Origin of the sequence: Pseudarthrobacter sp. NKDBFgelt, from assembly GCF_046097905.1 — a bacterium.
Taxonomy (GTDB): domain Bacteria; phylum Actinomycetota; class Actinomycetes; order Actinomycetales; family Micrococcaceae; genus Arthrobacter; species Arthrobacter polychromogenes.
The window spans coordinates 82,715-95,761 of the sequence record NZ_JBJURL010000005.1 but is presented as its reverse complement, the minus strand read 5'-3'; the positions used below and the strand labels follow the sequence as shown (position 1 = coordinate 95,761).

Sequence of the window (13,047 nt, the reverse complement as noted above, 5' to 3'; positions counted from 1 at the left end):
CTCGCCCGGGGCCTGCGCGCCATCCGCGGCTCCCGGACCGCGCTCCTGGCCGTGGCCGCCGTCGTCGGAGCCCACGCCGTCATGGTGGGCGTGATGTCCATGACGCCCCTGCACCTGCAGGAGCTGGTGGAGGGCCCGGGTGTCAGCCATGCAGGCCACACGGCGTCCGGCGACGTACTGGTGATCATCGGGTTCACCATCTCACTGCACATCGCCGGGATGTTCGCCCTGTCGCCCGTGATGGGCTGGCTGACGGACAAGGCGGGCAGGGCCCAGACCATCATGATCGGTTTTACCCTGCTGATGATGGCCGTGGCTGTCGCCGGGTTCGGCCAGGCATCCACCGCGGCCGTGGCGGTGGGCCTGGTCCTGCTGGGCCTGGGCTGGTCCGCGGCCACCGTGTCCGGCTCCACGCTGCTGGCCGAAAGCGTGGCGCAGGAGTCGCGGGTTGCGGTCCAGGGCGTGTCCGACATGCTGATGGGTGCTGCCGGCGCCGTTGGCGGGGCGGTGTCCGGTTTGGTCCTCAGCTGGATTGGCTACCTGGGGCTCAACCTCCTGGGAGGTGCCGTGGGCGCAGCTGTCCTGGCCGTGGCGTTCCTGACCGTCATGGCCGGCCGGCAGCAGTCAGCGGCCGCCTGAGCGTGCCATGCCCAGGAGCCGGGCGAAGATCCCTTCCCCGTCGTCGGCGATACCGTCGTGGTGGAAGTCGCCGGACTCCCACACCTGCAGCCCGCTGACGGCGGACGCCGTTTCCAGGGACAGCTTCCGGTCCACATAGATATCGTCCGAGTAGACGGCGGCGGCCACCGGAACCGTGTTTGCTGCCAGTTGCCCGCGATCGTAAAGCGGTTTCCAGTCCTCTTTGGCGGCCAGCAGGTCCGCCACCTCCCGGAGGGGCCGAAGTGCCGGGTCCTGCTCGAAATACCAGGGATAGACCATTTCGCCGGTCAGCAGCAGCGGCTCCGCGTCCGGCCTGAACTCCGGATACTCGTCCAGCACGCGCCAGGCCGCCCAGCCGGTGGCCTGCCCCTGGCCGTAGATGGACTCATGCATCAGCGCGTACAGGGGATTGGAGCGGCGGGACACGATGCCCTGCACCTGGTCCAGGAAGGCGTCGGACAGCCGTGGGCCTCCGGCGGTCTCCGTGAAGGCATCCTCCAGCAGGTGGTGCAGGCTGTCCACCCTGGTGTTGCCGCCCAGGAAAGCACCCACCATCTGGAAGCGCTCCACGGTGAGCGGACCGCCGTCGGGCAGGAATTCCGGGGTGTGCCGCAGGTGGCGGGCAATCCGCTCAACGGCGAAACGGTCTTCCGGGTACCAGGCGAAGTACTCGGCGTTCCGGGCGGCCACGCGCTGGAACGTGGCGCGGTAGACGTCCTCGGCCGGGCCGGCCAGGGGCGCAAGGCCGCCTGTGACCAGTACTTCCCGGAGGCCCTCCGGGGCAAAAGACAGATAGGTCAGGGCACAAAAGCCGCCGTAGCTCTGCCCGTAAACCGTCCACGGGCGTGCCCCCAGGGCGTCCCGGATCAGCTCGGCGTCGGCCACGATGGAATCGGCACGGAAGTGTTCCAGGTACGCGGCCTGGGCCGCGGCCGGTCCGCGCAGCGGAAGTGTGGTGCGGTCAATGGGGGAGGAGAGGCCGGTGCCCCGCTGGTCCAGCATCAGGATCCGGAAGTCCCTGGCGGCCGCCTTGCTCCAGCCGCCCAGGGATCCGAACCTGTTGCCCCGCCCGCCCGGGCCACCCTGGAGGAACAGCAGCCACGGAAGCTCTGCGGCCTGTTCCTCGGAGTGCGCGGCCGAGACGTATTCGCGGGCAAAAAGGGTGATGGTTTCGCCGTTGCGGGAGTTGCCGAAATGGTCCAGCGGCACCCTGAAGAAGTGTTCAACGGTGCGCATGCCACGGAACTGGTGCCGTGCCTTTACCTCGTGCTGTACCCGGACCGCAGGGCCGGCCAGCGCCGGCATACGTGCGTCAGCCATTGGCGCGGGCCGGGACGGCGCTGCCGAACCGTTCGAGTGCCTGGCCGGTGAGCCGGAATGTGGACCAGCCGTCCATGGGCCTGGCGCCAAGGCTGCGGTAGAAGTTGATGGACGGCTCGTTCCAGTCCAGGACGCTCCATTCCACCCTGGCGTATCCGTTGTCCACGGCGGTGGCGGCCAGGTGCTGGAGCAGTGCCTTTCCGTGCCCTTCGCCGCGGGCCTCCGGGCTGACGTAGAGGTCCTCCAGGTAGATCCCGTGGACGCCTTCCCAGGTGGAATAGTTGAGGAACCACAGGGCGAAACCCTGGACTTCCCCTGCCTCGTTTTCCGCCATGGCTGCGAACACGCGCGGGTTCTCGCCGAACAGCACTTCCTGGAGCATTTCCGGTGTGTTCCGGACGGCGTCCGGCTCCTTCTCGTAGTGCGCCAGTTCGTGGATCATCCGAAGGATCGCTGGTACGTCTTGCCGGGTTGCGGGGCGGATTACACTCATTGTTCGAGCTTACCGTCCGGTGTCCGCCCCGGCGTGTGACCGGTCAGAGCCGGTTGACCTCCGTCACCTTGATCACGGCGGTGCCCGTCTCGTCGGAGGCGGCCAGGTCAACCTCGGCGGAAATGCCCCAGTCGTGGTTGCCGGCCGGATCCTCGAAGATCTGCCGAACCTTCCACCGGTCCCGTTCCTCGGTGATGATGAGCAGTTCCGGTCCGCGGGCATCAGGCCCGGTTCCGATGTCATCGTGTTCATCGAAGTAGTCGTCCAGGGCGTCTTCCCAGCGCTCGGCGTTCCAGCCTGCGGCACCGTCGAGTTCGCCCAGCGCTGCCGCGTCCTCGTCAGCAAAGAGTTCCACGCGGCGGAACATCTCGTTGCGTACCATCACCCGAAAGGCCCGGATGTTGGACGTGAGCGACGGCGGGGGAGGCGGGGGAGCATCATGCGGTGTGGGTGCCAGGCCGGACGCAAGTTCCTCCCATTCGTCCAGGAGGCTGGAGTCCACCTGCCGGACCAGCTCGCCGAGCCACGCGACGAGGTCCTCCAGGTCATCGCGGAGCATGTCCTGCGGCACAGTCTGGCGGAGGGCCTTGAAGGCGTCCGCAAGGTAGCGCAGGACGATGCCCTCCGAACGGGCCAGTCCGTAGAACTGTACGAACTCGCCGAAGTTCATGGCGCGCTCGTACATGTCCCGGACCACCGACTTGGGCGCCAGCTCGAAGTCGCCCACCCAGGGCGCAGCCTTCCGGTACACCTCGAAGGCTTCGCCCAGGATTTCCGCCAGGGGCTGGGGGTAGGTAACGCTGTCCAGCATGGCCATGCGCTGGTCGTAGTCGATGCCGTCCGCCTTCATGGCCGCCACCGCCTCGCCGCGGGCCTTCTTCTGCTGCGCGGAGAGGATCTGGCGCGGTTTCTCCAGGGTCGCCTCGATCACGGACACCACGTCCAGGGCGTACGACGGCGACTCCGGATCCAGCAGTTCCAGTGCAGCAAGTGCAAAGGGGGACAGCGGCTGGTTCAGTGCGAAGTTCGGCTGGAGGTGCACAGTCAGCCGGACGGTGCGGCCGTCGGGTCCCTGCTCCTCGGCGGGGATCCGCTCCACGACTTCCGCCGCGAGCAACTCCCGGTAAATGCCCAGCGCCTTCTTCATGAGCTGCAGCTGGGAGGACCGGGACTCGTGGTTTTCGGTCAGCAGGCGGCGGGCAGCGGCAAACGGGTCGCCGGGCCGTTCCATCAGGTTCATCAGCATTGCGTGGGTCACGGAGAAGCTCGATGTCAACGGGTCAGGCGCCGATTCGACGAGCCGCTTGAACGTTGGTTCTCCCCAGCTCACAAAGCCCTCCGGCGGCTTCTTCTTGACCACCTGGCGGAGCTTTTTCTGATCGTCACCAAACTTGGCGACAGCCTTGGCCATGGCCTTCGCATTCTCGGTTACGTGCTCGGGGGCCTGGACCACGACCGTCCCAGCGGTGTCGTACCCGGCCCGGCCTGCCCTGCCCGCAATCTGGTGGAACTCACGGGAGTTAAGCAGGCGGGTGCGGACGCCGTCGTACTTGCTCAGGGCGGTCAGCAGGACGGTGCGGATGGGCACGTTGATGCCCACGCCCAGCGTGTCAGTGCCGCAAATGACCTTCAAAAGCCCCGCCTGGGCGAGCTGTTCCACCAGACGGCGGTACTTCGGCAGCATCCCCGCGTGGTGCACACCGATGCCGTGGCGGACCAGCCGGTTCAGTGTCTTGCCGAAGCCGGCCGCGAACCTGAAGTTCGCGATCAGCTCCGCGATCGCGTCCTTCTCCTCGCGGGTGCAGACATTGATGCTCATCAGGGTCTGGGCGCGGTCGATCGCTTCGATCTGGCTGAAATGCACCACGTACACCGGCACCTGCTTGGTGGAAAGCAGTTCCTCCAGGGTCTCGTGGACCGGCGTCTCGTGGTAGTAGTAATGCAGCGGAATGGGCCGCTCCGCGGAGCTCACCGTGGTGGTGGGCCGCCCGGTCAGATGCGTCAGGCCTTCCTCGAACCGGCTGACGTCGCCAAGCGTGGCGGACATCAGGAGGAACTGTGCCTGCGGGAGCTCCAGCAGGGGCACCTGCCAGGCCCAGCCGCGCTGCGGGTCGGAGTAGAAATGGAACTCGTCCATGATGACGGTCCCCAGTTCCGCGGCCGCCCCTTCGCGGAGTGCGGTGTTGGCCAGGATCTCCGCCGTGCAGCAGATGATGGGCGCATCCTGGTTCACGCCGGAATCTCCCGTGATCATCCCCACGTTCTCAGCACCGAAAATGTCGCACAGGGCAAAAAACTTTTCGGAGACCAGCGCCTTGATGGGCGCAGTGTAGTAACTGCGCCGGCCCTGGGCCATGGCCTGGAAGTGGGCCGCGATGGCCACCAGGGACTTCCCGGACCCGGTGGGCGTAGCCAAAATGACGTTGGCCCCGGTTGCCAGCTCCATAATCGCCTCGTCCTGCGCCGGGTACAGGGCCAGTCCCCGGCTTTCTGTCCACTCCACAAACCGGGTATAGAGGTCATCGGGGTCGACGCCGGCAGGCAGGCTGGGGGCGGAAAGTTCGGTCAGCTGATCAACGAGTTTCATTGATTTCCAGCTTAGTGCCCGGCCGGGCCCGGGATTCCGCCTGGCCCGGGTTAGGCTTCGCCCGTAGACGTGACGGCTTCAAGGCGTGGAGATGGACATGGAATGGGATCCGGCGAAATACGTCCAGTTCGGCGATCACCGGCACCGGCCTTTTTTCGACCTGACGGGGAGGGTCCACGCGGACCGTCCCGTACAGGTGGTGGACCTTGGCTGCGGACCGGGAAACCTGACAGCGACGCTGGCGGAGCGCTGGCCCGCCGCGGAGGTGGTGGGCGTTGACTCCTCCTCCGAGATGCTCGCCAAAACTGCGGCGCTGACCGGGGCGGGCGGGGGCCTGCGCTTCGAGCAGGCCGATATCGCCGGCTGGAAACCCTCCACGGAGACTGACGTGGTGGTGACCAATGCCGCCCTGCAGTGGGTGCCGGGCCATCAGGAGATGATGCGTTCTTGGCTGGATGCCCTCCGGCCCGGCGCCTGGTTCGCCCTCCAGGTCCCCGGGAACTTCAACGCCGCGTCCCACGCACTGATGCGCGGGCTGGCGGGCTCAGAGAAGTGGGCGCCACAGCTGGGCGGTGTCCTGCGCGGCGGGGAATCGGTGGGCGAGCCTGCGGACTACCTCCATATCCTGCTCGACGCCGGGTTTACAGCCGATGCCTGGGAGACCACATACCAGCAGGTCCTGCCAGGCAGGGACGCTGTCCTGGAGTGGGTCCGCGGCACGGCGCTGCGGCCCGTCCTGGCTGCCCTCTCCGCGCCTGATGCAGCCAAGTTCGAGGCGGAGTACGCAACAGCGCTCCGGGAGGCCTACCCGCAGACCGGGCATGGCACGGTGTATCCCTTCCGCAGGATCTTTGCGGTGGGCCGCAAAAAGCCGTGACCGGGATCAGTCCGCTGCAGTGCCTCGACAATGCAGTCACGTGGTGTGACAACAGTGGAAAGTGATCTGGCTTACAATAACGGGGTGGCTGATGGGGGAGAGGCTACCGCCGGCTGCCCCCTCGGCTGACTGACCTGAGTGGAGGTACGTTGCTGATCGGACTAATGAGGCGGCTGCTCGGGGCCCACAAAGCCCCTGTGGTTGCCATCGTTGTTCTCCAGTTGGTCCAGGCGGCCGCCACGTTGATGCTGCCTACGGTCAACGCCGCGATCATAGACGACGGGATCGTGGCCGGGAACAATGCCGTCATCACCCGCCTGGGCGTCGTCATGGCGGCCGTAGCCGTCGTCCAGGCAGCAGCAGCCATAGCGGCAGGCTACCTGGCGGCCGTGGTGGCAATGAGGATCGGGCACCAGCTTCGGGCCGAAATCTTCACCAAAATCCAGTCACTGTCCTCACAGGAAGTGGCAGCCTTCGGCACCCAGAGCCTTACCACCCGGGCCACCAACGACACCCAGCAGATCCAGGCGTTCTCCGTGCTGGTGTTCACCATGCTGGTAGCGGGACCGGCGATGGGCCTGGGAGGCATCGTCCTTGCCCTCCAGCAGGACGTGGCACTGTCCGCCGTAGTGATCGTCATCGTGCCACTGCTCCTGCTGATCATGTACCTCATCGTGCGGCGCCTCATTCCCCTCTACCGCGAGGGCCAGGACCTCCTGGACCGCGCAGGGGGCGTCCTCCGCGAACAGATCATGGGCGCCAATGTCATCCGGGCATTCGTGCGCCAGGACCACGAGGTCCGGCGTTTCGCCCGGACCAACAGCAGCCTGACGGCAAACAATCTCCAGTCAGCACTCCTGGTGGCGGGAATGCTGCCGCTCATCATGCTCGTGGTGAACATCTCTTCCGTGGCCGTTGTGTGGTTCGGCGGCCACCGGATCCAAACCGGCCTGATGAACATCGGAGCGCTGGCCGCATTCATTGCCTATATCCTGCAAATCCTGCTCGCCATCATGATGGCGATGTACGTCCTGATGACGGCGCCGCGGGCGGCAGTCTGCGCGGAGCGCATCGGAGCAGTGCTCACCACTGAACCGTCGGTGCGCGATCCGCAGGAAGCCAATGCCGGGCTGCGGACGGCGGGCCGCGGATTCCGGCTGCAGGACGCCCATGGGGTTGTGCAGTTCAGCGGGGTGGGTTTTTCGCACCCAGGCGCCGAAGCTCCTGTCCTGGCGGAGATCAGCTTCACGGCCGGACCGGGAACCACCACGGCCATCGTGGGCTCTACAGGAAGTGGTAAGTCCACGCTGCTCAACCTGATTCCCCGGTTCCTCGATTCCACGGCAGGGACAATCAGCCTGGACGGTGTGGACATCCGGGACCTGCCGCTGGACACCCTGCGCGCAGCCATGTCGATAGTTCCCCAGCACTCCCACCTGTTTTCCGGCACCATTGCAGACAACCTCCGTATGGCCGCGCCGGAAGCCACGGATGAAGAATTATGGGACGCCCTCGAGGCAGCGCAGACCATGCGCTTCATGCGTGAACTGCCGCTGGGGCTTGCCACACCAGTGGGCCAGGGCGGAACGAATCTTTCCGGCGGCCAGCGCCAGCGGCTGTGCATCACCCGGGCCCTGCTCCGGAAGAGTCCGCTCTACCTTTTCGATGACAGCTTCTCAGCCCTCGACTACGACACCGACACACGGCTGCGGCAGGCGCTGGCAGCCAGGCTCGCTGCCGCCACGGTCATTGTGGTGGCGGAACGGATCTCCGCGGTCGAAAACGCGGACCTCATTTTGGTTCTCGACGGCGGTCAGCTGGTGGCGCAGGGTACGCACCTGGAGCTGCTAAAAAGTTCCTCAACCTACCGGGAGATCGCAGACTCGCAGCTGGCACTGGACGGGCCGGTATGACGCCGCCGGCTGCAGCTCCCGGAGCGGCTGAAAAGTTCTGGCCCACGGCCGGACGGCTCCTGGGCCGGCTGCGGCCGTTCAGGCGTTTTATGCTCGGCGCCGTAGCTGCAACGTGCGCCTTCGCCGGACTCAACGTTGCGGCGCCGAAATACCTTGGCGACGCCACGGACGTGGTGGTGGAAGGCGTGCTCCAGGGAGCTTTGGACGAGGGGCGGCTGGGCCTCCTGCTGGCCGCAGTGGCCGTGATGTATGTCCTTGCTTCACTGTTCAACTGGATTCAGGGGGCGCTTACTGCCCGCTCCGTCCAGGGGCTCATGTACGGACTGCGGGCTGCGCTTGAGGACAAGCTGCACCGGCTGCCGTCCGCCTACTTCCGGGAACGGTCCCGGGGCGACGTCCTGAGCCGTGCGACGAACGACATCGACAATATCGCCCAGGCCATGAACCAGCTCCTGACGCAGCTGATCATGTCCGTCCTGATGCTCTGTGGGTCCCTGGCCATGATGCTCTGGATCTCGCCCCTGCTCGCTGCGATCGCCATTGCCACCGTCCCGCTCTCCACCCTGATCACCGTTCTCGTGGCCCGCCGTTCCCAGGCGCACTTCGCAGGGCAGTGGACCGAGACCGGCGAGCTGAATGCGCATGTAGAGGAGTTTGTCTCGGGACACGAGGTCATTAAGGCCTTCGGGCACCAGGCCCAGGCCGCAGAGATCTTCGGGCGGAGCAATGACAGGCTCGCGCGCGCAGCCACGAAAGCACAGTACTCGGCCGGCATGGTGCAGCCCCTGATGGTGCTGATCTCCAACCTCAACTACATCGCCGTGGCCGTGGTGGGTGCCCTCCAGGTCATCGCCGGCGCCATGACCATCGGCGGAATCCAGGCCTTCATCCAGTTCAGCAGGCTCTTCACCCAGCCCGTGGGACAGATCGGCGGCATGCTGAACCTCATCCAGTCCTGCGTGGCCTCCGCCGCGCGCGTCTTTGCCCTCCTTGACACGGAGGAGGATCCCCCGGAACCCGCGGAGGTTAAGGCGGTACCGCCAGGCGGACGCATAGTATTCAATGACGTCACCTTCGGCTATCCGGAATCGGCCCCGGCAGTACACAACCTCTCCTTTTCCGTGGAGCCGGGCCAAACGGTGGCTATCGTGGGGCATACGGGTGCGGGGAAGACCACCGTGGTGAACCTCCTGATGCGGTTCTACGAGCCCGGCTCCGGCCGGATAACCATCGGCGGGACGGACGTTGCGGCCATGTCCCGGGACCGGCTCCGGGAGCAGTTCGGGGTAGTGCTCCAGGATGCGTGGCTCTTCGCGGGCACCATCCGGGAAAACATTGCCTACGGCCGGCCGGGAGCCACGGAAAGCTGCATTATCGCGGCGGCCGAGGCCAGTTACGTGGACAGGTTCGTCAGGGCGCTGCCCGGCGGTTACGGCACAGTCCTGGAAAACGGTGGTGAACCCCTGAGCCAGGGCCAGCGGCAACTGCTGACCATCGCCCGCGCGCAACTGGCGGGCAGGGCGGTCCTGATCCTGGATGAAGCCACCAGTTCTGTTGACTCCAGGACCGAGCTCCTGATCCGCCAGGCCATGCAGCGCCTGCGGCAGGGCAGGACCAGCTTCGTCATAGCCCACCGTTTGTCCACGATCCGCAACGCTGATCTAATTCTGGTCATGGACCATGGACGCATCGTTGAACAGGGCACGCACCACAGCCTCCTGGCTGCCAACAGCTACTATGCCCGGCTGCACAACGCCCAGTTCTCCGCGGGCCCGGGCCGGACTGACGCACTTGAGGCGGGCATTTGACGCCGGCAGCCGGCTTTCCCGGAACGTGGAGGCCCAACACCGCCAGCACCGTGGCTTTGTTCGAGCAGCTTCGGCTGCACGTCATCCACCTGGCGGACAACGGATCCCTGCCGCCCGGGACCAGGCTGCCCGCGGTCAGGGCGTTGGCCGAGGCCCTTGACGTTGCTCCGCACACGGTGGCCCGGGCCTACAAACAGCTTGAGGCGGCCGGGGTGGTGGCCACCCGCGGCAGGAACGGTACGGTAGTGTGCGCACGTGATGAACGTCTCGGCGGGCTCTCCGCCGCGGCCGCAGCGTACGCCGCTGCTGCCAAGGCGCAGGGCGCCACGTTCGCCGAGGCAGTGAAGCTGCTGGCTGCCGCCTACGATGTTCCCTGAGGGCGGAACCGTGCAAGTTCGAAGAAGTTTTCGATTAGCATTATGGGGTGCCTAAAGCCGTAGCTGAAGAAACCTCCGCCCCCTCCACTGCATTATCTGTCCCCCCTGCGGCTGCCCCGCAGCGCCCGGACCTTTCCCGCCTTGTGGTGAAGGGCGCCCGCGAGCACAACCTCCGCAACGTGGACCTCGATCTGCCCCGGGACGCGATGATCGTCTTCACCGGGCTCTCCGGATCCGGGAAGTCCTCCCTTGCCTTCGACACCATCTTCGCGGAGGGCCAGCGGCGCTACGTTGAATCGCTGTCCGCCTACGCCCGCCAGTTCCTGGGCCAGGTGGACAAGCCCGACGTCGACTTCATCGAAGGTTTGTCGCCGGCAGTCTCCATCGACCAGAAGTCCACCAGCAAAAATCCCCGCTCCACGGTGGGCACCATCACCGAAATCTACGACTACATGCGGCTGCTCTGGGCCCGTGTAGGCCGTCCGCACTGTCCTGTGTGCGGCGAGCCCGTGGCCAAGCAGACGCCCCAGCAGATCGTGGACCAGCTGCTGGAGCTTGAGGAGGGCACGCGCTTCCAGGTGCTTGCTCCCGTGGTGCGTGGACGCAAAGGCGAGTTTGTCGATCTTTTCAAGGAACTGACCGCCAAGGGCTACTCACGCGCACGGGTGGACGGAAACCTGGTGCAGCTGAGCGATCCGCCCAAGCTGGGCAAGCAGTTCAAGCACACCATCGAGGTGGTGGTGGACCGCCTGGTGGTCAAGGAAGGCATCAGCCAGCGGCTCACGGACTCCATCGAGACGGCCCTGGGCCTGGCCGAGGGCCGCGTGCTGGCAGAGTTCGTGGACCTTGAGGCGGACGATCCCGGCCGGCTGCGCGCTTTCTCCGAAAACCTGGCCTGCCCCAACGAACACCCCCTTGCCATCGACGAGATCGAGCCCCGCTCCTTCTCGTTCAACAACCCCTTCGGCGCCTGCGCGGCCTGCAGCGGCATCGGCACAAAGCTTGAAGTGGACGAGGAACTGATCGTTCCCAACCCGGAACTCTCCCTGGGCGAGGGCGCCATTGCACCGTGGTCGCTGGGCACGGCCACCACGGAATACTGGAACAGGCTGCTTGAGGGCCTGGCCAAGGAGCTCGGCTTCTCCATGGACACCCCGTGGGAGAAACTGGGCAAGGACGTGCGCCAGACTGTCCTGCACGGCAAGGACCACAAAGTGGTGGTGCAGTACCGGAACCGGTTTGGCCGGGAACGCAAGTACAGCACCGGTTTCGAAGGCGCCATCCAGTACGTCCACCGCAAGCACGGCGAGACGGACTCGGACTGGGCCCGCGACCGCTACGAAGAGTACATGCGGCAGGTTCCCTGCCCCGCCTGCAACGGTGCCCGTCTCAACCCGGCATCGTTGTCCGTGCTGATCAACGGCAAATCGATTGCCGATGTCGCCGCCCTTCCCATGCGCGACTGCGCCGACTTCCTGAACAACCTGGTGCTGACCGGGCGCGAAGCGCAGATCGCCCACCAGGTGCTCAAGGAGATCCAGGCGCGCCTGACGTTCCTCCTCGACGTTGGCCTTGAATACCTGAACCTGGAACGTCCGTCCGCGACGCTTTCCGGCGGGGAAGCGCAGCGCATCCGCCTGGCCACCCAGATCGGTTCCGGCCTGGTGGGAGTCCTCTATGTGCTGGACGAGCCGTCCATCGGCCTGCACCAGCGCGACAACCGGCGGCTGATTGACACCCTCACCCGGCTGCGGGACATGGGCAACACGCTGATCGTTGTTGAACACGACGAGGACACCATCCATGTTGCGGACTGGATTGTGGACATCGGACCCGGCGCGGGGGAGCACGGCGGCCAGGTGGTCCACTCCGGTTCCTACAAGGAACTGCTTGAGAACACTGCGTCACTGACCGGCGACTACCTGTCCGGGCGCAAGAAGATCGAAGTCCCCAAGAAGCGCCGGAAGTACGACAAGAAGCGCGAGCTGAAGGTTGTGGGTGCGCGTGAGAACAACCTCGTGAACGTGGACGCCGCCTTCCCGCTGGGCCTCTTCACTGCTGTCACCGGGGTGAGCGGCTCGGGCAAGTCCACCCTGGTTAACGAGATCCTGTACAAGGTCCTGGCCAACAAGCTCAACGGCGCCAAGCAGGTGGCCGGGCGGCACAAGACTGTCCAGGGCCTGGAGCACCTGGACAAGGTTGTCCACGTGGACCAGAGCCCCATCGGCCGCACCCCGCGCTCCAACCCCGCCACGTACACGGGCGTCTTCGACAACATCCGGAAACTCTTTGCCGAAACCACCGAAGCCAAGGTGCGCGGCTACCTTCCGGGCAGGTTCTCGTTCAACGTCAAGGGTGGCCGCTGCGAGGCCTGTTCCGGTGACGGCACCCTGAAGATCGAGATGAACTTCCTGCCGGACGTCTACGTCCCGTGCGAGGTATGCCACGGTGCGCGCTACAACCGGGAAACCCTTGAGGTGCATTACAAGGGCAAGACCATCGCGGACGTCCTGAACATGCCCATCGAGGAGGGGGCGGAGTTCTTCGCTGCCTTCTCACCCATTGCCCGGCATCTGAACACCCTGGTGGACGTGGGACTGGGCTATGTCCGGCTGGGCCAGCCCGCCACCACGCTGTCCGGTGGCGAGGCCCAGCGCGTCAAGCTGGCCGCGGAGCTGCAGAAGCGCTCCAACGGACGGAGTGTATACGTCCTGGATGAGCCGACCACCGGGCTCCACTTCGAAGACATCCGCAAGCTGCTGATGGTCCTGCAGGGGTTGGTGGACAAGGGCAACACCGTGATCACCATCGAACACAACCTGGACGTCATCAAGAGCGCGGACTGGATCGTGGACCTCGGACCTGACGGCGGCTCCGGCGGCGGCCAGGTGGTCGCGTCCGGAACACCTGAGCAGCTTGCCAAGTCCACCGCCAGCCACACTGCTGCATTCCTGGCTGAAATCCTGGAGTAGGACCGCACAAGTATTCCGTTCCGCGTATGCGAGTTTCAGG

9 protein-coding genes are annotated in these 13,047 nt (G+C 65.7%); 6 read left to right on the top strand and 3 right to left on the bottom strand.

Features of this window, described 5'->3' with window-relative positions; translation table 11 throughout:
* Positions 1 to 639, top strand: a 639-nt coding sequence (locus ACKAE7_RS02620) for an MFS transporter (protein WP_408978434.1), incomplete at its 5' end; no start/stop codon positions are given.
* On the opposite strand, the gene ACKAE7_RS02615 is transcribed toward ACKAE7_RS02620, so the two are convergent.
* The 3 genes from ACKAE7_RS02615 to ACKAE7_RS02605 are packed head-to-tail and all read right to left on the bottom strand — an operon-like array spanning position 625 to position 5,060.
* A complete protein-coding gene (locus ACKAE7_RS02615; protein ID WP_408978433.1) occupies positions 625 to 1,980 on the bottom strand; it encodes an alpha/beta fold hydrolase in 1,356 nt (451 codons plus the stop codon). The genes ACKAE7_RS02620 and ACKAE7_RS02615 overlap by 15 nt on opposite strands.
* A complete protein-coding gene (locus tag ACKAE7_RS02610; RefSeq protein WP_188808978.1) occupies positions 1,973 to 2,473 on the bottom strand; it encodes a GNAT family N-acetyltransferase in 501 nt (166 codons plus the stop codon). The genes ACKAE7_RS02615 and ACKAE7_RS02610 overlap by 8 nt, the downstream gene beginning before the upstream one ends.
* A 43-nt stretch (positions 2,474 to 2,516) precedes the next feature.
* Positions 2,517 to 5,060: a DEAD/DEAH box helicase gene (locus tag ACKAE7_RS02605; protein ID WP_408978432.1), complete on the bottom strand. Its 2,544-nt coding sequence runs from the start codon at positions 5,058 to 5,060 to the stop codon at positions 2,517 to 2,519.
* 97 nt (positions 5,061 to 5,157) lie between these two features.
* Here ACKAE7_RS02605 and ACKAE7_RS02600 point away from each other — a divergent pair, with 97 nt between their 5' ends.
* From ACKAE7_RS02600 to uvrA, 5 genes are all read left to right on the top strand, one after another.
* A complete protein-coding gene (locus tag ACKAE7_RS02600) occupies positions 5,158 to 5,937 on the top strand; it encodes a trans-aconitate 2-methyltransferase (protein WP_188809068.1) in 780 nt (259 codons plus the stop codon).
* Between the two features lie 164 nt (positions 5,938 to 6,101).
* Entirely contained in the window at positions 6,102 to 7,850 is a 1,749-nt protein-coding gene (locus ACKAE7_RS02595) for an ABC transporter ATP-binding protein (RefSeq protein WP_188809067.1), read from the top strand.
* The gene (locus ACKAE7_RS02590; protein ID WP_188808976.1) at positions 7,847 to 9,658 is read left to right on the top strand and encodes an ABC transporter ATP-binding protein; all 1,812 of its coding nucleotides are present in this window, start codon (positions 7,847 to 7,849) and stop codon (positions 9,656 to 9,658) included. The genes ACKAE7_RS02595 and ACKAE7_RS02590 overlap by 4 nt, the downstream gene beginning before the upstream one ends.
* Positions 9,655 to 10,035 carry a GntR family transcriptional regulator gene (locus ACKAE7_RS02585; protein WP_188808975.1) on the top strand — a complete coding sequence of 127 codons (381 nt, stop codon included), beginning with the start codon at positions 9,655 to 9,657 and terminating at the stop codon, positions 10,033 to 10,035. Before ACKAE7_RS02590 ends, ACKAE7_RS02585 begins: the two co-directional genes overlap by 4 nt.
* Positions 10,036 to 10,082: 47 nt before the next feature.
* Positions 10,083 to 13,007 carry an excinuclease ABC subunit UvrA gene (gene uvrA / locus ACKAE7_RS02580; protein WP_188808974.1) on the top strand — a complete coding sequence of 975 codons (2,925 nt, stop codon included), beginning with the start codon at positions 10,083 to 10,085 and terminating at the stop codon, positions 13,005 to 13,007.
* Positions 13,008 to 13,047 lie beyond the last annotated feature (40 nt).

Excerpts from the sequence above, each read along its gene's own strand:
- ACKAE7_RS02600 (WP_188809068.1), top strand. The coding sequence starts at position 5,158 with ATGGAATGGGATCCGGCGAAATACGTCCAGTTCGGCGATCACCGGCAC.
- ACKAE7_RS02610 (WP_188808978.1), bottom strand. The coding sequence starts at position 2,473 with ATGAGTGTAATCCGCCCCGCAACCCGGCAAGACGTACCAGCGATCCTT.
- ACKAE7_RS02615 (WP_408978433.1), bottom strand. The coding sequence starts at position 1,980 with ATGGCTGACGCACGTATGCCGGCGCTGGCCGGCCCTGCGGTCCGGGTA.
- ACKAE7_RS02590 (WP_188808976.1), top strand. The coding sequence starts at position 7,847 with ATGACGCCGCCGGCTGCAGCTCCCGGAGCGGCTGAAAAGTTCTGGCCC.
- ACKAE7_RS02595 (WP_188809067.1), top strand. The coding sequence starts at position 6,102 with ATGAGGCGGCTGCTCGGGGCCCACAAAGCCCCTGTGGTTGCCATCGTT.
- ACKAE7_RS02605 (WP_408978432.1), bottom strand. The coding sequence starts at position 5,060 with ATGAAACTCGTTGATCAGCTGACCGAACTTTCCGCCCCCAGCCTGCCT.